The organism is Hydrogenophaga luteola, assembly GCF_042648585.1.
Taxonomy (GTDB): Bacteria; Pseudomonadota; Gammaproteobacteria; order Burkholderiales; family Burkholderiaceae_C; genus Hydrogenophaga; species Hydrogenophaga luteola.
This window is the reverse complement of sequence record NZ_JBHRXX010000002.1, coordinates 190,628-212,401: the sequence shown is the minus strand read 5'-3', so window position 1 is coordinate 212,401 and position 21,774 is coordinate 190,628. Positions and strand designations below refer to the sequence as shown.

Here is a 21,774-nt window from a genome sequence, read left to right as displayed (position 1 = left end):
CATGCCCATGCACGACCCCGCACCGTCGGGCGCGCCCGGCCGCCCTGCGGCGGCCAAGGTGTCGCCCGAATCGATGGCGCTGCGCGCCCAGCCGCGACCGGTGACCCGGCTCAATCGCCGCAGCCTCGCGCTGCTGGCGGGCCTGCTGGCCTTGGGCGTGTTGGGGGCGACGGTCTGGTCGCTGCAGCCCAAGTCACGCCGGGAGTCCAGCGAGCCCGCCGAGCTGTTCAACGTTGATCGCGTCTCGCGCTCCGAAGGCCTGGGGCGGTTGCCGGCGGACTACTCCAAGTTACCGCCACCTGCCCCGGCACCGGTGCCGGAGTTGGGGCCTCCCTTGCCCGGCGACCTGGGCCCAGCCATCGTCAAGTCGAAACAGCCGGTGGTCCCGAGCTATTCGCCACCGGGACACGACCCTGCCGCATCAGAGCGTGATGCCCGGCGCAAGGAGTCCGAGCAGGCTGCCGCCGCATCGGTGTTTTTTCGCAATGGTTCGCAGCGCGCGGCAACTGCTGCGCCGACCGCTGCGGCCCCTGGCACCCCGAGCTCGGTGCTAAGCAGCCTGACGGGTTTCGACCCCATGGCAGCTGGCCCGGCGTCCACGCCAGCGCAGGCCAGCGGTGCCGACGCCACGGCGTCACAGAACCGGCAAGACCAGAAGGAGGCTTTCCAGAAAACCGCTTCCACGGAAACACGCAATTCCGGCTCGTTGCAACTGCCCGCCTCGCCATACCAAGTGATGGCGGGCACGGTGATCGCCGGTGCCTTGGTCACCGGAATCCAGTCCGACCTGCCCGGCGACGTGATCGCCACGGTCACCGAGCCGGTCTACGACACCGCCACCGGCAAACACCTGCTGATCCCGCAGGGATCTCGCATCCTCGGGCGCTACAACAGCCAGGTGAGCTATGGCCAGAGCCGGGTGCAGGTGGTGTGGAACCGGGTGATCCTGCCCGACACGTCGTCACTGACACTGGACAACCTGGTGGGTTCCGACCCTGCCGGCCGGGCCGGGCTCGAAGATGGCGTGGACTGGCACTGGGATCGCGTCTTCGCAGGGGCCGCACTGACCTCGCTGCTGGGCATCGGTGCCGAGCTGGCCGCACCCGAGAACCGGCAGGACGGCAACCGCATCGTGATCGCCGGACGCGACAGCCTGCAGGACAGCGTGAACCAGATCGGCCAGGAAGTGACCCGCCGCAACCTGAACATCCAACCGACACTGACCGCGCGACCGGGTTTGCCCATGCGCGTCATCGTCAACCGAGACCTGGTGCTGCGGCCCTACCAGCCACTGTTCTTTGTTCGAGGAGCGCAACGATGAGCACGAGCACAAGGCTACGCCTGGGGCCCCTTCCCAAGACCGAAAGCGTCAAGCTGACCTTCTCTTGTCCGTCCGACCTGAAAGCCGAGCTGGATCGCTACGCCACTCTGCACGCTCAGACCTATGGCGAGGCGACGGATGCTCTGGCGCTGATTCCGCACATGCTGGCAGCGTTCATGGCCAGGGACCGAGGATTCAGGCGAGGAGATGCCAAAGGTAAAACTCCATTGGCGTCGACCAAGTCGGCCGATGCTGGCAGGGTACTGGAATGAACTGCTTGGTGAAAACGTTTGAGCCCATCTGGCCACATCTTGGGTTAGTTGGTAGCGAGAACGCGGCACACCACAAAGTCAAGAATGGCGTGTGGGTGGGCAGCTCCATGGTGTTCGATCCGCCCGAGCGCCGCGAGCACCATCAGCAAGGCGGTGCCACATGACCGACGAAACGATCAACGCCGAACAGTGCGCCGAACTCCTGCACTGCACCGAGCAACGTATCGAGGAACTGACCCGAACCGGCGAGCTACCGGGGATGAAATTCGGCCGCGGCTGGATCTACGTGAAGGCCGACCTGCTGGCCTACATTGCCGACCGCGCCCGGAAAGAGGCGGAAGAGCGGCGCCAGGACCTCAACGCAAGAAAGTCGGTCCCGCGCCTGGACATCCCGCTTAGGCCGCGGCGGCAGACGCCTCCACCGCTGCCGGTGCCGGCCAAAGCCTTTGCGCAAGGTCCACGCCCCTGAAGCTGGCGTAGCGTTGGGCCATCACCGAGCCCGGCTTCCATCCCATGATCCTGTTCAGTTCTTCCAGACGGAACAAGTCGCGCCCGTCTTTGTCTTTCAGCTCCAGCCACCGGCACGTCGCTTCGTGTCTCAGGTCGTGTTCATGGAGGCCAACGATGTCCATGTACTCGAAAGCGATCCTGAAACGGAATGACAGCCGTTGACTGGTACGCACCAAGCCCTTTTTCCCTTCCTCGACCCCTTCCTCGTGGAGGAACGGGAAGAGGTTCGCGTCGGGTTCAAACGGCGGCCGCGATGCAAAGTACGAGGAGAGCGCCTGATGCACTTCGGGACGCATCGGGACATCCCGATAAGAAATCTTCCCACGCCACTGCTTAGTCTCCTTGGCATGGATCACCTTGTTCTGCATGTCAATCTGGCCCCTGGTCAGTGTGTACGCCTCCCTGAGCCGCAGTCCCGTGTTCAGGATCAGCAGGTACAAGGTCAACAGCGCATCGCCTCCCTTGAGTTCGAGGCCGCGCGAGCGGTCCGGCCGCTCATAGCCCGACAGCACCGCCACGATCTTCTCGTGCTCCCCTGGCAGCAGGCGCCTGTCGCGCGCCACGTTCACCTTCACCTTGCCTCCCTTGGCTTTCGCCATCTGGGCATCGACGTCGGTATACGTCGAGTAGCCCTTGGGCAGCAGCTTCACGGGGTTGCTGATCTTGACGTTCACGTTGTGCCGCAGGTACTCGTCAATGGCCCGGCTCAGCGCCTGAATGCGGTGCTTGATGGACGAAGGAGACAGGTTCTTCTCCACCTTCAGGGAACGGAGATAGCCGGTCAGCCATTTGTAATTGACGTCCGAGAACCGCACCGAACCCACCTCGCGCGTCAGTGTCTTGAGCGTGAGAATTTGCGAAGGCGCCGCGAAACCGCTGTCCGACCACTCACCAAGAATGCGCAGCAAGCGCACGCCGTTGCCGGGAGACGTGGGGGCAGTCAGTTCTGCCGGTGGCGGGATGTCCGCGTGCTTCATCAGCTTCCACTGCTGCCCGTACGCAATGGCTTCGGCCTCGGTGTCGAAGGTGAAGTACTTGCGCCCGTTCGGAAGCGATGGGTGCCTCAGCCCTATTTCCCACTTCCCAGATGGCTTGAGTCGGGGTTTCGCCATGCCACAATCTCCATCATGTCAATGAGATGGATCATTGCATGATCTGATCGAGATATAGCCGCCATTTTGTGGCGTCTGCAGGTGCTTTTGAGGCGCTTCTCAAGCACCGAATAGTCTATAAGTTGTTGATTTATAAGACTTATAAAAATGACAGCAAACACCAAAATCAGCTACAAGATCGAACTCATCCAACGCGCCGACTCGGACGCCGGCCAGGGCCTGCGCTGAAACGGCGCGCCCACAAAAAGCCCGCAAAACACGGGCTTTTTTGTACGGCAACGGATGGGCCGCTTACTGGGCGATCACCACTTCCACGCGGCGAGCCTCGGCATTGTTGCCAGAACCGGTGGCGGTCTCGGGCTTCTTGAGTTCGATGCCCGACTCGGCCACACCGGCCGCCTTGAGCGCGTCGCGCACCGCGAGGGCACGCTGCTTGGCCAGCTCGGCGTTCATGGCCGGATCGCCGGTCGAATCGTGGAAACCGGAGATCACCAGCTTGCTGCCCGCCTTGCCGGCTGTGATGGCATCGGCCAGCGCTTCCGCGGCGCCTGGCGCCAGGTCGGACTTACCCGACGCGAAGTAGAACTTCACCACGCCGTTTTCCACCACCACGCTGGCATCGTCGCTGCCCGCGGCCTGAGCCACTGCACCGGGTGCCGCGGTAGCGGCTGCAGATGCGCCGGCTGCGTCACCGCTGGCGGAGGCATCGCCCGCCACAGCCACGGCTGCGGGAGCCGTCTTCGCGCCCGAGCCGCGCACCTTCTGGATCGCCACACCGATGGCCAGACCGACCGCCATCAGCACCACTGCGATCAGCACCACCGCCGCAACGCGGTATTCCTGTTGTTCGTCCTGGGAAGACATGGGCAACACTCCGTGAAGAATAATGAGGGATTGAACTTCAGCCCCCTGCAGCTCCTCCCTGAAGGAGTCCGACAGGCGCAAAAACCCAAAGATTGTAAATGGCTGCCCCTCGCGCCCGACCGTTGCTTCACCTGCCCCGCAACCGCCCCCAGCGCACCTGGGAACCCTCGCAACGCGATGGACGGCAGATGATGGCGGACACCCTGGCGCAGTGGCGCTCGCTAGGCCCGGGTGCCGACCTCTGGGTGTTCGGCTACGCCTCGCTGGTCTGGCGCCCCGAGTTCGAAGCCGCCGAGCAGCGCCTGGCCCAGGTGCACGGCTACCACCGCTGCCTGAACATGTACAGCCGCGTCAACCGCGGCACGCCCGAACGCCCCGGCCTGGTGTTCGCGCTGATGCCCGGCGGCAGCTGCACCGGCATGGCGCTGCGCCTGCCGCACGACCAGGTCGAGGCGGCCATGCCGGCGCTGTGGGCGCGCGAAATGCCCAACCCGGTCTACGACCCCAAGTGGCTGCTCTGCCGGACCGCGCAGGGGCCGGTCTGCGCCCTGGCCTTCACCCTCTCGCCCCGCAGCCCCAACCACACCGGACCGCTGAGCGACACCCAGTACCGCGACATCTTCATGCACTCGCGCGGCCGCTACGGCACCACGCTGGACTATGCACGCCAGACCCTGCAGGGCCTGCGCGCACACGGCATTGAGGACCGTGCACTGGCTCGGCTGCTCAGCATCGCGGACGATCTCCCCTGATCAACGGAAAGACAACACCATGAACATCGCCGACCTGCGCAAGAGCTATGAAAAGGCGGAACTCAGCGAATCCGCCTCGCACGCCGATCCATTGAAGCAATTCGACCAATGGCTGAACGAGGCCATCAGCGGTGAAGTGCCCGAGCCCAACGCCATGACCCTGGCCACCGTGGGCGCCGACCTGCGGCCCACCACGCGGGTGGTGCTGATCAAGGGCTACGACGAGCGCGGCATCGTCTGGTACACCAACTACAACAGCCAGAAGGGCCGGCAGCTGGCCGGCAACCCGTACGCCGCGCTGCAGTTCCACTGGGTCGAGCTCGAGCGCGTGGTGCGCATCGAAGGCATCGTGGAAAAAGTGAGCGACGAAGAGAGCGACGCGTATTTCCACAGCCGCCCGCTGGACAGTCGCATCGGCGCCTGGGCCAGCCCGCAGAGCGAGGTGATCGACAGTCGCACCGTGCTGGTGACCAACGCCGCGAAGTACGGCGCCCAGTTCATGCTCAAACCGCCCCGCCCGCCGCACTGGGGTGGCTACCGCCTCAAGCCCGACACCTGGCAGTTCTGGCAGGGCCGCAAGAGCCGCCTGCACGACCGGCTGCGCTATTCGCTGCAGGCCGGAGGTGAATGGCTGCGGGAGCGCCTGGCGCCGTGAGCGCCCCCCTCAGAGTCGTTTGATCTCCTGGTCGGCAACGGCTGAGAGGCGTTGCCCGGTCACCAGACCGGGAGCAATCGCGTGCAACGGCACCAGCACAAACGCCCGTCCCCACATGCGCGGATGCGGCACGGTCAGTTCGTGGGATTCGATGCGTGCACTGCCATACAGCAGCAGGTCCAGGTCCAGCGTGCGTGGGGCGTTGCGGTAGGGGCGCTCGCGGCCGGCGGCGTTTTCAATCGCCTGCAGCGTGCGCAGCAGCGCGGGCGCAGTGAGCGTGGTGGCGACCTCGGTCACTGCGTTGACATAGTCGGGGCCGCTGGAATCCATGGGGGCGGTGCGGTAGAGGCTGGAGGCCTGGACCAACCGAATGCCATGCGCGCAGCCCAGCGCCTGCAGCGCATCGCGCAGGGTCCGGGCGGCGTCGCCGAGGTTGGCGCCGAGGGCCACATAGGCCGTGACCTCGGGTCGCCCGGTGTCGCTCATAGATACAAGAGGTCTTTGTCAGTCGACCGACGGCGTGGGTGGCGCGCCTTCACCACCACCGGACGGCTTGCGCCGACGACGGCGGCGCTTGCGGGCCGGCGCCCCACCTTCGCCGGGCGCGGCGGTGTCGTCGGCATGGTCGCTGTCAGGTGCAAAAGCGCTGCCGTAGAACACGGTGCGCGCGGGGCCCTCGTCCTGCTCGTCACCGCCCTCCGCGGGCCGGAAACGCGGATCGTCCTGCACCGGCTCGCTGGCACCCGACGCCGGATGGTCGGCGTCGGTCTTCTTCACGCGGCGTGCCTTGCCGCCACCGCCAGCCCCCTTGGGCTGGCCGGCCTTGCGCTGCGCATCCACCATGTCCTGGCGGTGGTCGTCGTCGGCGGTGCTGAAGGTTTCCCACCAGTGGGCCAGTTCTTCGTCCACCTCGCCGGTCTGCGCACGCAGGCGCAGGAAGTCGAAACCGGCGCGGAAGCGCGGCTGCTCGACCAGGCTGAACGGGCCGGTACCGACGCGCTTGTCGAAGCGCGGTTGCATCATCCAGATCTCGCGCATGTCGGTGCCCAGCTTGCCGCGGCCGGACACGTCGCCGATGCGCGCGTCGAAGGCCTCGTCCACTGCGTCCTGCAGCGCGGCGAACGGGGTGGGCGGGCGCTGGTTGCCGCGCGGCTGCAGGCGCCGCTCCCAGCCCTTGCGCACGTCGGCCCAGAGCACGCAGGCCAGCAGGAAGCTGGGCGCGACCGGCTTGCCCTCGCCGACACGGCGGTCGGTGTCCTGCAGCGCCAGCTTGACGAAGTCGTCCTCGGCCCGCTCGACCACCAGGTCGAGCAGCGGGTAGATGCCGCGGGCGAGGCCGTGCGCCTTGAGCGCCTCGACGCTGGCCAGCGCGTGACCGGTCTGCAGCAGCTTGAGCATTTCGTCGAACAGGCGGCTCTGCGGAACCTCTTTCAGCAGGTCCACCGAGGACACCAGAGGCTCGCGCGTCTTGGCGTCGAACTTGAAGCCCAGGGCGTTGAGCTTGGCGGCAAAACGCACGGCACGGATGATGCGCACCGGGTCTTCGCGGTAGCGCGTGGCGGCGTCACCGATCATGCGCAGCGTCTTCTTCTGCGCGTCACGGATGCCATGGTGGAAGTCGACCACCACCTGCGCCTCGGGGTCGTAGTACATGGCGTTGATCGAGAAGTCGCGCCGCGCAGCGTCCTGCTCGATCGGACCCCACACGTTGTCGCGCAGCACCCGACCGCTGGCGTCCACCGCGTGCTTCATGCCCGAGAGCTCGCCCTTGCTGGTGCGCTCGTTGCCGCTGACCTGCTCGGCGTCGGCACTGTCGAGGTAGGCACGGAAAGTCGAGACCTCGATCACCTCGTGTTCGCGGCCGCGGCCATAGATCACGTGCACGATGCGGAAACGCCGGCCGATGATGAAGGCGCGGCGGAACAGGTTCTTGACCTGCTCGGGCGTGGCGCTGGTGGCCACATCGAAGTCCTTGGGGCGCAGGCCCAGCAGCAGGTCTCGCACCGCGCCGCCGACGATGTAGGCCTCGAAGCCGGCCTGTTTGAGGGTGCGCACCACGTCCAGGGCGCGCTGGTCGACCAGCTTGGGGTCGATGCCATGGACTGAAACTGGCACGTCTTCGCGCTTGCCGAACTTGCTGGTCTTGGCGCTCTTGCCGGTGGCCTTGCCCAGCAGCTTGTCGATGAATTTCTTGATCATTCGAATAGGTTCAGGATGCGCCAGCCTCGCTCGGTGGCGATGGCGCTGAGGCGGGGGTCCGGGTTGGTCGCCACCGGCTCGGTCACTTTCTCCAGCAGCGGGAGATCGTTGAGGGAGTCGCTGTAGAAGCTGCTGTGCTCCACGTCGGCCCAGGACAGGCCGCGGGAAGCCAGCCATTGTTCCACACGCACGACCTTGCCCTCGCGGAACGAGGGCGTGCCGTGGATGGCGCCGGTCGGATTGCCCCGAAGGTCGCGCTCCAGGTCGATGGCGATCAGCTCGGGGACACCGAATGCCGCAGCGATGGGGCGGGTGACAAACTCGTTGGTGGCGGTGACGATCACCACCTGGTCACCCGCCGCCTGGTGGCGGCGCACCAGCTCGACGGCCACCGGCCGGATGGCCGGGCGGATCACCTGGTCCATGAAGCGGCGGTGCGCGGCGTTGGATTTGTCCACCCCGTGTTCGGCCAGCGGGGCCACCGAAAAACGGATGTATTCGTGGATGTCCAGCGTGCCGGCCTTGTACTGCTCGTAGAAGGCGTCGTTGGCGCGGGTGTGGGTCTCGGCATCGCGCCAGCCCAGCTCCACGGTGAACTGGCCCCAGGCGTGGTCGGAGTCCAGGGGCAGCAGGGTGTGGTCCAGGTCAAACAGCGCAAGTCTCATTCGGGGAAGTCTTCATTCGTTGTCCAGCATGGACTTGATCAGCGGAATCGTGATGGCGCGCTGCGTGCGCAGGGCGTAGGCGTCGAGCTGGTCCAGCAGCATCATCAGGCTGGAGAGGTCGCGCGAGAAGCGGTTGAGCATGAAGTCCATGACCTCGTCGCCCAGGAACACGCCGCGCTCGTCGGCGGCACGCCGCAGCACAGAGCGGCGCTCGGCCTCGCCCAGGGCCTTGAGCTGGAACACATGGCCCCAGCCCAGTCGCGTGCGCAGGTCTTCGCGCAGTTTCAGGTCGGCCGGTGGCCGGTCGGCCGCAGCAAGCACCCAGCGTGCCGGACCGTGGGCCGGGGTCTGGGCGTTGACGAACCAGTTGAAGGCAGAGGCCTGCTGCTCGGCGGTGTAGAGGTGGCAGTCGTCCAGGATCACCGCATCCCAGCTCTCGTCGAATTCAAGAGGATGCAGGATGCCCGCCCCGATCCAGCCGGTGCGGGCGCCCAGGTCGCGCAGGGTTTCGCGCACCGCCCGCAGCAGGTGGGTCTTGCCGCTGCCGGGCTCGCCCCAGAGGTAGGTGGGCACCGGCGAACGCAAGGGGTTGTAGGTCCACAGCCGCAGGTGCTCGAGCACAGCCTCGTTGCCCGCGGCCACGAAGTTGTCCAGCGTGGGCACGGGCGCCAGCCCGATGTCCAGCGCCATCTGTTTCATGGGCGGCTGGACCGGCTTCATTCTGCGCCGTCCTGCGGCTGGGCCGGCGCGGCCGGGTCGGCCTTCGAGCCGGGAAGGTACAGGTCGCTGGTCAGGTAGCCGGCCTTGGCTCGGCGGATGCCCACCAACAGCACGGCGCTGGCCGGCAGTGCGATCAGCACCCCGACAAAGCCGAACAGGTGACCGAAGGCCATGAGGGCGAAGATCACCGCGATGGGGTGCAGCCCGATGCGCTCACCCAGCAGGCGCGGCGTCACGTACATGCTCTCGGCCACCTGGCCCACCGTGTAAACCGCACCGACCAGTAACACGCCGGTCAGGCTCTGGAACTGCAGCACGGCGGCCAGCAGGCCCATCACCAGGCCCAGACCGAAACCTAGGTAGGGCACGAACACGGCCAGCCCGGTGAACACGCCGATCGGCAGCGCCAGCTTGAGCCCCACCAGGGCCAGCGCCACGGTGTAGAACACCGCCAGCACGCCCATCACCAGCAGCTGGCCGCGCAGGTACTGGCCCAGCACCTCGTCCGTTTCATCCAGGAAGCTCTGCACCGAGGGCAGCCAGCGCGGCGGAATCAGCCGCTTGCTGCGCTCCACCAGCCCCGACCAGTCCAGCAGCAGGTAATAGGCGACGATGGGCGTGAGCACCAGGTTGCCGAACACGGCCGCCAGCGCGCTGCCGCCGATTCGCAGCGAGGACAGCAGGCCGTTGATCAGCTCCTGCTCATGCCCGGTCACCAGTTCCTTGAGCCACTCGCGCACCTGGGCCACGTCGATCTGCAGGTCGATGCCGAAGCGCCCCGCCAGCGGCACCAGGCTGTCGTTGACGCGGTCCAGCAGCGCCGGCACCTGCTCCTTGAGCAGCGGCACCTGCTTGGTGATCACCGGCACGATCAGCAGCACCACCGCGAGCAGCACCAGCATGAGCAGGGCAATGGCCACGCCGGCGCCCAGCCAGCGGGGAATCCGCCGGTCGTTGAGCTTTTCCACCAGGGGATGCAGTGCGTAGGCCATCACCGCGGCCAGCACGAAGGGCATCAGGACCGGCGCCAGCACCGTCAGCAGCGCCCAGATCGCCACGGCGATGGCAACCCAGGTCAGGGAACGGATCTGGGCGGGGGATAGGGTCATGGGTGCAAGCTCGGGTGGATGGGGGCCGGAGGGCGAACCCTTAAAATCAGCCGCAAATTCTAGTCCCCGGCCCGCGCTGGCCCTCTCCCCGCCCTCCCCCCTTATGACCTCCAGCACCACCCCCCTTTCCTACAAAGACGCCGGCGTAGACATCGACGCGGGCGACGCGCTGGTCGAGCGCATCAAGCCACTGGCCAAAAAGACCATGCGCGAAGGCGTGCTGGCCGGCATTGGCGGCTTTGGCGCGCTGTTTGAAGTGCCCAAGCGTTACCAGGAGCCGGTGCTGGTCTCCGGCACCGACGGCGTGGGCACCAAGCTCAAGCTGGCCTTTGAGTGGAACCTGCACGACACCGTGGGCATCGATCTGGTGGGCATGAGCGTCAACGACGTGCTGGTGCAGGGCGCCGAGCCGCTGTTCTTCCTGGACTACTTCGCCTGCGGCAAGCTGGACGTGGAAACGGCTGCGGCCGTGGTCGGAGGCATCGCCAAGGGTTGTGAGCTGTCCGGTTGCGCCCTGATCGGCGGCGAAACCGCCGAAATGCCCGGCATGTACCCGGCGGGTGAATACGACCTGGCCGGTTTCTGCGTCGGCGCAGTCGAAAAGTCCAAGATCCTCACTGGCCAGAACGTCAAGCCCGGTGACGTGGTGCTGGGCCTGGCGTCGCACGGCGTGCACTCCAACGGCTTCTCGCTGGTGCGCAAGTGCATCGAGCGCGCCGGCGCCGATCTGCCCGCCACGCTGGACGGTCAGCCGTTCAAGCAAGCCATCATGGCCCCGACCCGCCTGTACGTGAAGAACGTGCTGGCCACCCTCGCCAAGCACCCCGTGAAGGCCCTGGCCCACATCACCGGCGGCGGCCTGCTGGAGAACATACCGCGCGTGCTGCCCGAAGGCACGGCCGCCCACCTCAGGAAGGGCAGCTGGCCGCAGACCGAACTGTTCGCCTGGTTGCAGAAGGTGGCCGGCATCGACGACATCGAGATGAACCGCACCTTCAACAACGGCATCGGCATGGTGGTGGTGATCGACGCGGCCGAAGCCGCAGCCTGCGCCGCCACCCTGCGCGAACTGGGTGAGACGGTCTACGAGATCGGCGCCATCGCACCCAAGGGCGACGGCGCTTCGGTGGTCGTGGCCTGATGTCCTGATCTGATCGAAACCTGTCCGTGGCGGTGGCGGACAGGCAGCGTCCTGGCAGGAACAATGCAGCCATCTTTTCAAAGGAGCTGCCCCATGAACACCGCCCTGCTGGTCATCGACGTACAGGAATCCTTCCGCCACCGCCCCTACTTCGACGCCTCGGCACTGCCCGCCTACATGGCCGAGCAGAACGCCCTGATCGATGGCTGCCTCGCGCAGGGCATCCCGGTCGTCCGCATCCTGCACAGCGACGGGCCGGAGACACCGGAGAACCCCTTCTCGCACGCCAGCGGCCATGTCCGACCGCTTGCCGAGCTGTCCGTTTTTGATCCGGCCGCCAGCTTCGTCAAGCACCGCCACAGCGCCCTGGTCGGCACCGGGCTGGACGTCTGGCTGACCGAAAATGGCATCCGCCGACTGATCGTCAGCGGCATCCGCACCGAGCAGTGCTGCGAAACCACGACGCGCCACGCCTCCGACCTCGGCTGGGAGGTGGACTACGTGACGGACGCCACACTGACCTTCGACATGACCCAACCCGACGGATCGCAGTTGACCGCGGCCGAGATCAAGGCCCGCACCGCCACCGTGCTGCAAGGCCGCTTCTGCACCCTCACTTCGGTGGGCGAGGCGCTGGCACGCGCCGGGGCAGCGGCGTGACCCGCCCCTTCGGCATCGCCATCCTGGCCTTCGACGATGTCGAGGCGCTGGACCTGGCCGGTCCCTACGAGGTCTTCACCACCGCCGCCCGCATGGCGGCCCGCCCGGAGGCCGCGGGCTGGCCCGGCCAACCGGTCGCGGCGGGCTGGCAGGTGGACTGTGTGGCGCGCACCCGGGCGCCGGTGCGCGCCCGCGCCGGGCTGCAGGTGCTGCCGACCCGGGATTTCAGCGACGAGACGCCGGTGGACCTGCTGATCGTGCCCGGCGGTTTGGTCGACGCCGCCGCTCACTGCCCGGACACGCTGGCCTGGGTGCGGCGCACCAGCGCGCAGGCGAGCCTCACGGCTTCGGTCTGCACAGGCGTGTTCGTGCTGGCCGCCGCCGGGGTGGTGAGCACCCACCGGGTGACAACCCACTGGGAAGACCTGGACGACCTGCGCCGCCAGTGGCCGTTGCTGGACGTGGCCGACGGCGTGCGCTGGGTCGAGGACGGCCACGTGTTCAGCTCGGCGGGCATCAGCGCCGGCATCGACCTGTCGCTGCACCTCGTGGCCCGCCTGACCTGCCCCGAACTGGCCGAACGCACCGCACGACAGATGGACTACCGATGGATGAGCCGACCCGACTGACACCCGCCACTGTGGTGGACGTGCATTTCGTGCTGCTGGACGACAGCCTGATCCTCGATTGGGCGGGTCCGGCCGAGGCGCTGCGCATGGCCAACCAGTCGCTGCAGGCCAAAGGCCGGCCGGCGGCTTTTGCGCTGCATTTCACCGGCCCGTGCACCGAGACGGTCAGTTCGGTGGGCGCCCGGGTGTCGGGGCTGGTCCCGCTGCCCGACCTGTCCCGGCCCCAGCGCCCGCAGTGGGTGGTGCTGGTGGGCCAGCCGGGTGACCAGGTCGCGCTGGACAGCCCCGCCGCGCGCGAGCTGCTGCACTGGCTGCGCGGCCTGCGGCTGGCCGAGGGCCGGGTGGAGCTGATGTGCATCTGCGCCGGCGCCGTGGTGGCAGCCCGTGCCGGCCTGCTGGCACGCCGCAAGGCCACGACACACCACCACCACCTGGACGAGCTGCGCCAGTCCGCGCCCGACTGCGAGGTGCTGGCCAACCGGGTGTTCGTGCTAGACGCACCGGTGTTCAGCAGTGCCGGTGTGACCACCGGCATCGATCTCACGCTGCACCGCATCGCCGCCCGCCTGGGGCCGGCCCTGGCGGCCGAAGTGGCGCAGACCATGGTCGTCGCCCTGCGGCGGGGCCCGCAAGATCCGGAACTCTCCCCCTTCCTGCACCACCGCGACCACCTGCATCCTGTGGTGCACCGGGTGCAGGACGCGGTAAGCCAGGCGCCGCAGGAGGCCTGGACCGTGCCGCGCATGGCCGACCGGGGCCACACCTCGGCACGCCACCTGACGCGCCTGTTCGAAGAGCACGCGGGGGTGTCGCCGCTGACCTACCTCCAACGCATCAGGCTCGCGGTGGCTCAGGCGGCGCTGCACAGCGGCCACAGCGTCACGCAGGCGGCCCAGATCTCGGGGTTCGGGTCGGACACCCAGTTGCGTCGGGCTTGGCACCGGCACGGGCAACCGGGCACGCCCGGTGCCACACACAGAGCTGCAGCCCGCTGAGCTCTCAGCCCCGGGCGCGACGCAGCTCGTTCAGCCGCGACTGGATGGCGTCGCGGTCCAGCGCATCGTCGGTGTGGGCGATGTAGACCTCCAGGTCCTGGGCGGCCAGGGCCGCGTCGCCCATTTCGGCCCAGGCCAGGCCCCGGTCGCGGTACTCGACCCAGGCGTCGGGCAGCAAGATCAGCAGCCGGTCCTGCACCGCGATCAGGCGCAGCCAGTCTTCCTGCGTGCGGTGGATTTCCTTCAGGTTGCGCAGCATGCGGGCGATGATGTCGCGCGAGGGCGCCGCCTGCAGGTACAGGCCCACCGGCACGTCGAAGTCGTCGACCAGGCCGTTGCGCCGCTTGTAAGGCTCCAGTCGCTCGGACAGCTCCTCGCGGCTGAGCGACTGACCGGTGAACGGATCGATCACCACCTGCCCTTCCGGCAGGTTGATCTTGACCAGAAAGTGCCCGGGAAAGTTGATGCCGCGCGCCTTCAGGCCCAGCCCCTGTGCCAGCTCGAGCCACAGCACGGCCAGCGAGATCGGGATGCCACGGCGCGTCCTGAGCAACACATTGAGGTGGCTGTTGTCGGGATCGTGGTAGTCGTTGACATTGCCACCAAAGCCCAGATCGCGGAAGAAGAACTGGTTGAGCGCACGCAGTCGCTGCAGGGGCTCGGCATCCGAGGGGCTGCGCCGGCGCAGGCGGGAAAGCAGCACATCGACTTCGCCCAGCACCTCCTGCACATCCAGGTCCGGGTACTCGTCCTGGGCGATGGAAGCCGCCGCCTCCAGCAGCGGGAGGCTGTCGTCGTCCTTCACCAGCGAAGCGAAATACGCCAGCGGCGTCGACGAGGGGAGTTCATAGGCGGAAGACATGATGAGTTCATTTTCGGACGAATTGCCGAAGTTTTAAACCCGAGAGCATCAGCGCTGCAAAATACAGCAGCGCCGCCCCCACGATGATCGCGGCCATCAGCCCGACCCGCAGCAGCGCGCCACCCTCGAACGCCACCCAGTTCACCGACCCGGCGCTCCACATCAGGAACACGGCCAGCAGCGCGCTGGCGGCCAGCACCTGCATCGAAAACCGTGCCCAGCCGGGTGCCGGCCGGTAAGCGCCGCGCCGCACCAGCCCGATCAGCAGCCACAGCGCGTTGACCATCGCGCCCAGGCCGATGGCCAGCGCCAGACCGGCATGGGCCAGGTAGGGCACGAAGACCAGGTTCATGGCCTGGGTCAGCAGCAGCACCACGATGGCGATCTTCACCGGCGTGCGGATGTCCTGGCGGGCGTAGAAACCCGGCGCCAGCACCTTGATGGCCACCAGCCCCAGCAGACCGGCGCCGTAGCCCATGAGCGCGGTCGTGGTCTGGGCCACGTCGCGCTCGGAGAAGGCGCCGTAGTGGTAAAGCACCGCCACCAGAGGCTTGGCAAAGGTCAGCAAGGCCACCGCGCAGGGCACCGCCAGCAGCACCACGAGCCGCAGCCCCCAGTCCAGCAGCGCGCTGTAGCGCTCGCCGTCGTCGGACGCGCGGGCGGCGGCCAGTTGGGGCAGCAGCACCACGCCCAGTGCCACACCCAGCATGGCGGTCGGGAACTCCATCAGGCGATCGGCGTAACTCAGCCAGCTCACGCTGCCGGTCGCCAGGTGGGAAGCGATCTGGGTATTGATCAGCAGCGAGATCTGCGCCACGCTCACGCCCAGCAGGGCGGGAAGCATCAGGGTGGTCACACGCCGCGTGCCCGGGTGCGCCCAGGCCGAGCGCAGAGACGACCAGCGCAGTCCCACGCGCGGCAGCATGCCGATGCGCAGCAGCGCCGGGATCTGCACCCCCAGCTGCAGGGCCCCGCCGAGCATCACGCCAGCCGCCATCGCGTAGATCGGCTCGATGCCCATCGACTGGAACCAGGGCGCCCCCAGCCAGGCGGCACCGATCATCGCCACGTTCAGCAGCACCGGCGTAGCCGCCGGCACGGCGAACTTCTTCCAGGTGTTCAGCACACCCGCCGACAGCGCCACGAGTGACATGAAGCCGATGTAGGGGAACATCCAGCGCGTCATGAGCACCGCCGATTCGAAGCCCTGGGGACTCTGCTTGAGGCCACTGGCCATGGCCCACACCAGCACGGGCGAGATCGCCACACCCACCACACAGGTGGCCACCAGCGCCCAGACCAGCACGGTGGCGATCTGGTTCACCAGTTCCCGGGTGGCGTCGTCGCCGTCCTTGGCACGCACACCGGCGAGCACCGGCACGAAGGCCTGGCTGAAGGCCCCTTCGGCAAACAACCGGCGCAGCAGGTTCGGAATGCGGAAGGCAACGTTGAAGGCGTCGGTCAGGGCGCTGGCGCCGAAGGTGGACGCCATCAGCAGCTCACGCACCAGACCGGTGATGCGCGAGGCCAGGGTCAGCAGGGAAACCAGGGAGGCGGACTTGAAGAGCGACACCGCGGCAGTGTAACCACCCGGTCGCCGCCCGGCGGGCCGGACTGGTCCGGCCTGGGGGTGCGTGGTAGAATCGCGGGCTTTGCTGGCAACATCCCCAAACACGTAAAGGATATTCACATGGCAACCAAGCCGAAGAAAAAGAACCCCCGTCTGGCGTCTGGCCGCAAGCGCGCCCGCCAGGACGTCAAACTGAACGCTGCCAACACCTCACTGCGTTCCAAGTACCGCACCGCCGTCAAGAACGTCGAGAAAGCCGTTCTGGCCGGCGACAAGACCAAGGCCGCTGAACTGTTCGCCAAGATGCAAGGCGTTGTGGACAGCGTGGCCGACAAGGGCATCTTCCACAAGAACAAGGCCGCCCGCGACAAGAGCCGCCTGTCCGCCAAGGTCAAGGCCCTGGCCACCGCCGCCGCCTGATCAGGCGCCGTGCACCAGCCCGGACCGGTTCTCCGGTCCGCCGTTTGAAACGGTGCGCTGCCAGCAAAAAAGAAAACCGCCCCTCGGGGCGGTTTTTCTTTGGGCGCTTTGGACGCGTCAGTCGTCGTCCCCGCCGATGAGCCCGCCGAGCAGGCCGCCGCCCAGAATGCCTGCGGCCAGGCCGCCCTGTTCACCTCCCGAGCCGCCACCGCCCTGTGTGCGCGGCGCCGCCGCGAAGATGCGCGAGGCCAGGCGCGCAAACGGCAGCGACTGGATCCAGACCGTACCGGGGCCTCGCAGGGTGGCGAAGAACAGGCCTTCGCCACCGAACAGCGCGGTTTTCACGCCGCCCACGAACTGGATGTCGAAATCGATGCCCGTGGTGTAGGCCACGACGCAGCCGGTATCCACGCGCAGCACCTCGCCCGGTGCCAGATCGCGCTTGAGCACCGTGCCGCCCGAGTGCACGAAGGCCAGACCGTCTCCTTCGAGCTTCTGCATGATGAAGCCCTCGCCGCCGAAGAAGCCGGTGCCCAGCTTGCGCTGGAAGGCGATGCCCAGCGACACGCCCTTGGCGGCACACAGGAAGGCGTCGCGCTGGCAGATCAGGGTGCCACCAATCTGGGAAAGGTCGAAGGGAATGATCTTGCCGGTGTAGGGTGCCGCGAAACCGACCTTGCGCTTGCCACTGCCCTGGTTGGTGTAAACCGTGGTGAACAGCGACTCGCCGGTGATGAGGCGCTTGCCCGCCCCGAGCAGCTTGCCAAACAGGCCGCCGGCCCCCGACCCGGCCGAGCCGTCACCGAAGACGGTGGTCATGCCGATGCCGTCCTCCATGTACATCATGCTGCCCGCCTCGCCGATGGCGGCCTCGCCGGGGTCGAGCTCGATCTCGACGAACTGCATGTCGTCGCCGTGCAGGTAATAGTCAACAACGTCCATTGCCATGGGAACACGCTCCTGATTCGGTTGGGAAGAAATCCGGAGCGGGAGCATACCCGCGAAGAAGCGCAGGCTTCAGCCCTTGGAAGGCGGCTCGGGCAGCAGGCAGCCTTCGACGACCTGCAGGTCGTTGTCCTTGGCGAAGTTCATGACGAAGTCCCAGGCCATGGGCTCGGCATCACGCAGGTCGGTGTGCACGATCACCACCTTGGTGCCGTTCATCACGGTGGGGACGCACCAGGGCGAGTACGCAATGTGGCTGCCGATGCGGCCGGACGCGCCGCCCGGTCCGAACTGGCTCATCACACCCGCCAGCCGTTCCGCCCAGTCGCTGGGGCGGAACGTACGCCCACCCCGGGTGATTCCCTGGATGAACACTTGTTTGGTGGTGGGGCGGTCGACCATGAAATGGAATGCCGTTGCGGATGGCGGTATTCTATCTTATATAAGACTTGTGATCAGGGTTAACCCGGCAGGCGTCGGCAGACGGTACTGTGCCGCATCTCTGTGATGCAGAACAAGCAAAGAAGATGCCGATGCCTGCCCCTAAAATCGCCTTTCAACGGCTCAACCTGCGTTGAGCCGCTTCTTTTTATGGCCCCTGCTTCCGGAGTTTCCTCATGAAAGCCGCCCCGATTGTTCCGTCCTCCCCCCATGTGATGAACACCTACGGCCGCCTGCCGATCGCGCTGACGCACGGCAAGGGCTGCCGAGTCTGGGACGTCAACGGCAAGGAATACCTGGACGCGCTGGCCGGGATCGCGGTGAACACCCTGGGGCACGGGCATCCCAAATTGGTGAAGGCGCTGCAGCAGCAGGTAGCGGACATGATCCACTGCTGCAACTACTACCACGTGCCCGGCCAGGAAGAGCTGGCCAAGCTGCTGGTGGAGCGTTCGGGCCTGACCAATGCCTTCTTCTGCTCCACCGGACTGGAAGCGAATGAGGCGGCGCTCAAGCTGGCGCGCAAGTTCGGCCATGACAAGGGCATCGACAAGCCGCAGATCGTGGTGTACGAGAAGGCCTTCCACGGCCGCTCCATCGCCACCCTGTCGGCCACCGGCAACCCCAAGGTGCAGGCCGGCTTCGGCCCGCTCGTCGAGGGCTTCATCCGCGTGCCGGCCAACGACCTGGAGGCCCTGAAGAAGGCCACCCAGGGCAACCCGAACGTGGTCGCCGTGTTCTTCGAGACCATCCAGGGCGAAGGCGGCATCAACCCCATGCGTGCCGAGTACCTGCAGGGCGTGCGTGCGCTGTGCGACGCCAACGACTGGCTGATGATGATCGACGAGGTGCAGTGTGGCATGGGCCGCACCGGCAAGTGGTTTGCCCACCAGTGGGCCGGCATCAAGCCGGATGTGATGCCACTGGCCAAGGGCCTGGGTTCGGGCGTGCCGATCGGCGCCGTCGTCGCCGGCCCCAAGGCCGCGAACATCTTCGGCCCCGGCAACCACGGCACCACGTTTGGCGGCAACCCACTGTCCATGCGCGCGGGCATCGAGACCATCCGCATCATGGAAGAGGACGGCCTGCTGCAGAACGCTGCCAAGATGGGCACCCTCATCCAGACCCGGCTGGTCACCGCCCTGATGGGCAAGAAGGGCGTGAAGGAAGTGCGCGGTCAGGGCCTGATGATCGGCATCGAGCTGGAGCAGCCCTGCGGCGTGATCACCCAGCGCGCGGCCGACGCCGGCCTGCTGCTGTCGGTGACGGCCGACAACGTGATCCGACTGGTGCCGCCGCTGATCATCAGCGGCGCCGAGGCCGACGAGATCGTCGCCCGCCTGCTACCGATCATCGAGACCTTCCTGAAAGAACAGGGCTGACCGCCCGGAGCGCACCGCATGTCCATCCGCCACTACCTTCAGTTCAAGGATTTCAGCGCCGAGGAATACGGCTACCTGCTGCGCCGCGCCGCGTTCATCAAGGCCAAGTTCAAGGCGGTCGAGAAGTACCAGCCCTTCGCCGACCCGGACCGCACCCTGGCCATGATCTTCGAGAAGGCCAGCACGCGCACCCGCGTGAGCTTCGAGGCCGGCATGTACCAGATGGGTGGCTCGGTGGTGCACCTGACCACCGGCGACAGCCAGCTCGGCCGCGCAGAACCCATCGAGGACAGCGCCCGCGTGATCAGCCGCATGGTCGACATCGTGATGATCCGCACCTTCGGCCAGGACAAGATCGAGAAGTTCGCGCAGTACTCGCGCGTGCCGGTCATCAACGGCCTGACCAACGAGTTCCACCCCTGCCAGATCCTGGCCGACCTGTTCACCCTGACCGAGTACCGCCCGGCTGCCAGCGGCGATCCGCTGGACGCCATCCGCGGCAAGGTCGTGACCTGGGTGGGCGACGGCAACAACATGGCCAACACCTGGCTGCAGGCGGCCGAGCTGCTGGGTTTCACCGTGCACGTGAGCACGCCCAGCGGCTACGAGGTCGACGCGAAGCTGGCCGGCGTCTCGAATCCAACCTGCTACAAGGTCTTCAAGGACCCGAAGGAAGCCTGCCGGGGCGCTCACCTGGTGACCACGGATGTGTGGACCAGCATGGGCTACGAGGCCGAAAACGAGATCCGTCGCGCCGCCTTCAAGCAGTGGTGTGTGGACGAGGCCATGATGGCCGTGGCCCAGCCCGATGCCCTCTTCATGCACTGCCTGCCCGCCCACCGCGGTGAGGAAGTGACCGCCGAAGTCATCGACGGTCCGCAGAGCGTGGTCTGGGATGAGGCCGAGAACCGCATGCACGTGCAGAAGGCGCTGATGGAGTACCTGCTGCTGGGCCATCTGGCCTGAACGGTCCGTGAGCGCCTGCACCAGCTGCGGCGCCTGCTGCGCCAGCTTCCGCGTGGACTTCTCGGTGTACGAAACCCAGTCCGAAGGCGGTAGCGTGCCCGACGGGCTGTGGGTGCCGGTGACCGATGGCATCAGTCGCATGCGCGGCACCGACCACGGCCGTCCGCGCTGTGCAGCGCTGTACGGCCCCGTGGGCCAGAAGGCCACCTGCGGCATCTACGAATGGCGGCCCAGCCCGTGCCGCGAGTTCGAGGAAGGCAGCGACGCCTGCACATCGGCCCGGCGCCGGCATGGTCTGGAACCCTTGCCTTCACACTGAACACCATGTCCGAGTGCCAGCGCTGCGGCGCCTGCTGCGCGGCCTACCGCGTGCAGTTCTCCGTGTACGAGCTCGACGACGCCGGCGGCACCGTGCCCGTGGCACTCACCGAGCCGGTCAACGGCGCCACCTGCCGCATGCGCGGCACCGGCGAGGTGCCGATCCGCTGCGTGGCGCTGACCGGAGTGGTCGGGCAATCAGTGGGCTGTTCGATCTATCTGCAACGCGCTGCCCCCTGCCGAGAACTGACCGAAGGCAGCTACGCCTGCGACAAGGCCCGCGCCCGCCACGGCCTGCCCGCCCTGGGCGATGACCTGCCCCTCTGAAACAGCCCATGCAAGCCCTGCTCGACACCATCGCCCACGCCACACCGGGCCCCGACGCCCAGCGCCTGTTCCACGGTCGCGGCGGGCTGTTTCCCGGTTGCGAAGAGTGGGCGCTGGACTGGTATCCGCCCGTGTGGGTGCTCACCAAGTTCGGCGAAGCGACAGCCGAGGAAACGCAGGCCATCGGCGCCGCACTGGCCGCGCGGCAGGCGCAGATCGCGCCCGACCAGCCGCTGAACTGGGTGTTCCAGCGCCGCCAGCCCGACGGCCCGGTCAGCCGCCCCGTCACCGAGCTGATGACCGGCGGCGTGCCCGATCCGCATGTGGTGACCGAAGACGGTGCGCGCTACCGCGTGCAGGTGCAGCGCGGCCAGAACCACGGCCTGTTCCTCGACATGGCCGAGGGCCGGCGCTGGGTGCGCGCCCACGCGAACGGCGCCAAGGTGCTCAACCTGTTCGCCTACACCTGCGCCTTTTCGGTGGCCGCGCTGCAGGGCGGCGCGAAGGAGGTGATCAACCTCGACATGGCGCAGGGCGCACTGACCACGGGACAGCAGAACCACCAGCTCAACGGCATCCACGCCGGCGCGAAGTTCCTCGCGCACGACCTGTTCAGTTCCTGGGGCAAGGTCACGCGCATGGGTCCGTACGACCTGGTGATTGCCGACCCGCCGAGCTACCAGAAGGGCAGCTTCGTCGCGACCAAGGACTGGCCGCGTCTGCTGCGCCGCCTGCCCGACCTGCTCAAGCCCGGCGGCCGTGCCCTGCTCTGCCTGAATGCGCCCGAGATCCCCGAACAGTTCCTGCGCAACCAGCTCGCGGCCGAAGCGCCCGAACTGGTGGTCGAAGAACGCCTGCCGAACCCGCCGGCCTTTGCCGACGTGTCGCCCGACCGTGCGCTCAAGGTGCTGGTCGCGCGGCTGCCGGCGCTGGCCTGAA

General features: G+C 67.1%; 26 protein-coding genes. 15 read left to right on the top strand and 11 right to left on the bottom strand.

The features are described from left to right. The first annotated feature begins 7 nt into the window (after positions 1-7). The 3 genes from ACFOPI_RS04760 to ACFOPI_RS04750 all read left to right on the top strand — a co-directional run bounded on the left by ACFOPI_RS04760 (position 8) and on the right by ACFOPI_RS04750 (position 2,062). Positions 8-1,321 (top strand): TrbI/VirB10 family protein, encoded by a 1,314-nt coding sequence (locus ACFOPI_RS04760; protein WP_382173056.1) that lies wholly within the window; start codon positions 8-10, stop codon positions 1,319-1,321. Beyond that, on the top strand, positions 1,318-1,593 hold the full coding sequence (locus ACFOPI_RS04755; protein WP_382171504.1) for a DUF2274 domain-containing protein: 276 nt from the start codon (positions 1,318-1,320) through the stop codon (positions 1,591-1,593). Before ACFOPI_RS04760 ends, ACFOPI_RS04755 begins: the two co-directional genes overlap by 4 nt. Positions 1,594-1,753: 160 nt before the next feature. Beyond that, entirely contained in the window at positions 1,754-2,062 is a 309-nt protein-coding gene (locus ACFOPI_RS04750; protein WP_382171501.1) for a helix-turn-helix domain-containing protein, read from the top strand. Here the strand turns inward: ACFOPI_RS04750 and ACFOPI_RS04745 are convergent. Together ACFOPI_RS04745 and ACFOPI_RS04740 are read right to left on the bottom strand one after the other, a co-directional pair. Continuing rightward, a complete protein-coding gene (locus tag ACFOPI_RS04745) occupies positions 1,989-3,215 on the bottom strand; it encodes a tyrosine-type recombinase/integrase (RefSeq protein WP_382171499.1) in 1,227 nt (408 codons plus the stop codon). The two genes, ACFOPI_RS04750 and ACFOPI_RS04745, sit on opposite strands and share 74 nt — an antisense overlap. Positions 3,216-3,506: 291 nt before the next feature. Next, positions 3,507-4,079, bottom strand: a complete 573-nt coding sequence (locus ACFOPI_RS04740) for an OmpA family protein (RefSeq protein ID WP_382171497.1) — start codon at positions 4,077-4,079, stop codon at positions 3,507-3,509. A 98-nt stretch (positions 4,080-4,177) separates the two neighbouring features. Between ACFOPI_RS04740 and ACFOPI_RS04735 the strand changes: the two genes are divergently transcribed. Together ACFOPI_RS04735 and pdxH are read left to right on the top strand one after the other, a co-directional pair. After that, the gene (locus tag ACFOPI_RS04735; RefSeq protein ID WP_382171494.1) at positions 4,178-4,831 is read left to right on the top strand and encodes a gamma-glutamylcyclotransferase; all 654 of its coding nucleotides are present in this window, start codon (positions 4,178-4,180) and stop codon (positions 4,829-4,831) included. A 19-nt stretch (positions 4,832-4,850) separates the two neighbouring features. After that, positions 4,851-5,486, top strand: a complete 636-nt coding sequence (pdxH, locus tag ACFOPI_RS04730) for a pyridoxamine 5'-phosphate oxidase (protein ID WP_382171491.1) — start codon at positions 4,851-4,853, stop codon at positions 5,484-5,486. A gap of 9 nt (positions 5,487-5,495) precedes the next feature. Here the strand turns inward: pdxH and folK are convergent, their stop codons facing one another. The 5 genes from folK to ACFOPI_RS04705 are packed head-to-tail and all read right to left on the bottom strand — an operon-like array spanning position 5,496 to position 10,179. Then, a complete protein-coding gene (gene folK / locus ACFOPI_RS04725) occupies positions 5,496-5,972 on the bottom strand; it encodes a 2-amino-4-hydroxy-6-hydroxymethyldihydropteridine diphosphokinase (protein ID WP_382171489.1) in 477 nt (158 codons plus the stop codon). 18 nt (positions 5,973-5,990) lie between these two features. Further along, positions 5,991-7,685 carry a polynucleotide adenylyltransferase PcnB gene (gene pcnB, locus ACFOPI_RS04720; RefSeq protein ID WP_382171487.1) on the bottom strand — a complete coding sequence of 565 codons (1,695 nt, stop codon included), beginning with the start codon at positions 7,683-7,685 and terminating at the stop codon, positions 5,991-5,993. Then, positions 7,682-8,350, bottom strand: a complete 669-nt coding sequence (locus tag ACFOPI_RS04715) for a histidinol-phosphatase (protein ID WP_382171484.1) — start codon at positions 8,348-8,350, stop codon at positions 7,682-7,684. The genes pcnB and ACFOPI_RS04715 overlap by 4 nt, the downstream gene beginning before the upstream one ends. A gap of 12 nt (positions 8,351-8,362) precedes the next feature. Continuing rightward, entirely contained in the window at positions 8,363-9,049 is a 687-nt protein-coding gene (gene hda, locus ACFOPI_RS04710) for a DnaA regulatory inactivator Hda (RefSeq protein WP_382173055.1), read from the bottom strand. Positions 9,050-9,066: 17 nt separating this feature from the next. Beyond that, positions 9,067-10,179 carry an AI-2E family transporter gene (locus tag ACFOPI_RS04705; protein WP_382171481.1) on the bottom strand — a complete coding sequence of 371 codons (1,113 nt, stop codon included), beginning with the start codon at positions 10,177-10,179 and terminating at the stop codon, positions 9,067-9,069. A 103-nt stretch (positions 10,180-10,282) separates the two neighbouring features. On the opposite strand from ACFOPI_RS04705, the gene purM reads away from it, so the two are divergent. The 4 genes from purM (at position 10,283) to ACFOPI_RS04685 (ending at position 13,604) form a co-directional block, all read left to right on the top strand. Then, positions 10,283-11,320 carry a phosphoribosylformylglycinamidine cyclo-ligase gene (gene purM, locus ACFOPI_RS04700; RefSeq protein ID WP_382171478.1) on the top strand — a complete coding sequence of 346 codons (1,038 nt, stop codon included), beginning with the start codon at positions 10,283-10,285 and terminating at the stop codon, positions 11,318-11,320. A gap of 93 nt (positions 11,321-11,413) precedes the next feature. Further along, entirely contained in the window at positions 11,414-11,980 is a 567-nt protein-coding gene (locus ACFOPI_RS04695; protein ID WP_382171476.1) for a cysteine hydrolase family protein, read from the top strand. Then, positions 11,977-12,609, top strand: coding sequence for a DJ-1/PfpI family protein (locus ACFOPI_RS04690; RefSeq protein ID WP_382171474.1), 633 nt, complete (start codon positions 11,977-11,979; stop codon positions 12,607-12,609). The genes ACFOPI_RS04695 and ACFOPI_RS04690 overlap by 4 nt, the downstream gene beginning before the upstream one ends. Then, complete coding sequence (locus tag ACFOPI_RS04685) at positions 12,588-13,604, top strand: GlxA family transcriptional regulator (RefSeq protein WP_382171471.1); 1,017 nt, start codon at positions 12,588-12,590, stop codon at positions 13,602-13,604. Before ACFOPI_RS04690 ends, ACFOPI_RS04685 begins: the two co-directional genes overlap by 22 nt. A 4-nt stretch (positions 13,605-13,608) precedes the next feature. Here the strand turns inward: ACFOPI_RS04685 and ACFOPI_RS04680 are convergent, their stop codons facing one another. Then, positions 13,609-14,466 (bottom strand): SirB1 family protein, encoded by an 858-nt coding sequence (locus ACFOPI_RS04680; protein ID WP_382171469.1) that lies wholly within the window; start codon positions 14,464-14,466, stop codon positions 13,609-13,611. Positions 14,467-14,473: 7 nt separating this feature from the next. Then, positions 14,474-16,039 (bottom strand): murein biosynthesis integral membrane protein MurJ, encoded by a 1,566-nt coding sequence (murJ, locus tag ACFOPI_RS04675; protein ID WP_382171467.1) that lies wholly within the window; start codon positions 16,037-16,039, stop codon positions 14,474-14,476. 117 nt (positions 16,040-16,156) lie between these two features. On the opposite strand from murJ, the gene rpsT reads away from it, so the two are divergent. Beyond that, complete coding sequence (rpsT, locus tag ACFOPI_RS04670; protein WP_382171464.1) at positions 16,157-16,456, top strand: 30S ribosomal protein S20; 300 nt, start codon at positions 16,157-16,159, stop codon at positions 16,454-16,456. Positions 16,457-16,573: 117 nt separating this feature from the next. Here rpsT and ACFOPI_RS04665 read toward each other — a convergent pair whose 3' ends face one another. Further along, the gene (locus ACFOPI_RS04665) at positions 16,574-17,404 is read right to left on the bottom strand and encodes a TIGR00266 family protein (RefSeq protein ID WP_382171462.1); all 831 of its coding nucleotides are present in this window, start codon (positions 17,402-17,404) and stop codon (positions 16,574-16,576) included. 69 nt (positions 17,405-17,473) lie between these two features. Then, on the bottom strand, positions 17,474-17,803 hold the full coding sequence (locus tag ACFOPI_RS04660; RefSeq protein ID WP_382171459.1) for a DUF3579 domain-containing protein: 330 nt from the start codon (positions 17,801-17,803) through the stop codon (positions 17,474-17,476). A gap of 215 nt (positions 17,804-18,018) precedes the next feature. On the opposite strand from ACFOPI_RS04660, the gene ACFOPI_RS04655 reads away from it, so the two are divergent. Genes ACFOPI_RS04655 through ACFOPI_RS04635 form a run of 5 tightly spaced genes read left to right on the top strand, consistent with a single transcriptional unit; the run spans position 18,019 to position 21,773 of the window. Then, positions 18,019-19,224, top strand: coding sequence for an aspartate aminotransferase family protein (locus ACFOPI_RS04655; RefSeq protein ID WP_382171457.1), 1,206 nt, complete (start codon positions 18,019-18,021; stop codon positions 19,222-19,224). Positions 19,225-19,242: 18 nt separating this feature from the next. Next, complete coding sequence (argF, locus tag ACFOPI_RS04650) at positions 19,243-20,190, top strand: ornithine carbamoyltransferase (protein WP_382171455.1); 948 nt, start codon at positions 19,243-19,245, stop codon at positions 20,188-20,190. 7 nt (positions 20,191-20,197) lie between these two features. Further along, on the top strand, positions 20,198-20,509 hold the full coding sequence (locus ACFOPI_RS04645) for a YkgJ family cysteine cluster protein (protein ID WP_382171452.1): 312 nt from the start codon (positions 20,198-20,200) through the stop codon (positions 20,507-20,509). 5 nt (positions 20,510-20,514) lie between these two features. Next, the gene (locus tag ACFOPI_RS04640; RefSeq protein WP_382171450.1) at positions 20,515-20,835 is read left to right on the top strand and encodes a YkgJ family cysteine cluster protein; all 321 of its coding nucleotides are present in this window, start codon (positions 20,515-20,517) and stop codon (positions 20,833-20,835) included. 8 nt (positions 20,836-20,843) lie between these two features. Next, positions 20,844-21,773 (top strand): class I SAM-dependent methyltransferase, encoded by a 930-nt coding sequence (locus ACFOPI_RS04635; RefSeq protein ID WP_382171448.1) that lies wholly within the window; start codon positions 20,844-20,846, stop codon positions 21,771-21,773. Position 21,774 lies beyond the last annotated feature (1 nt).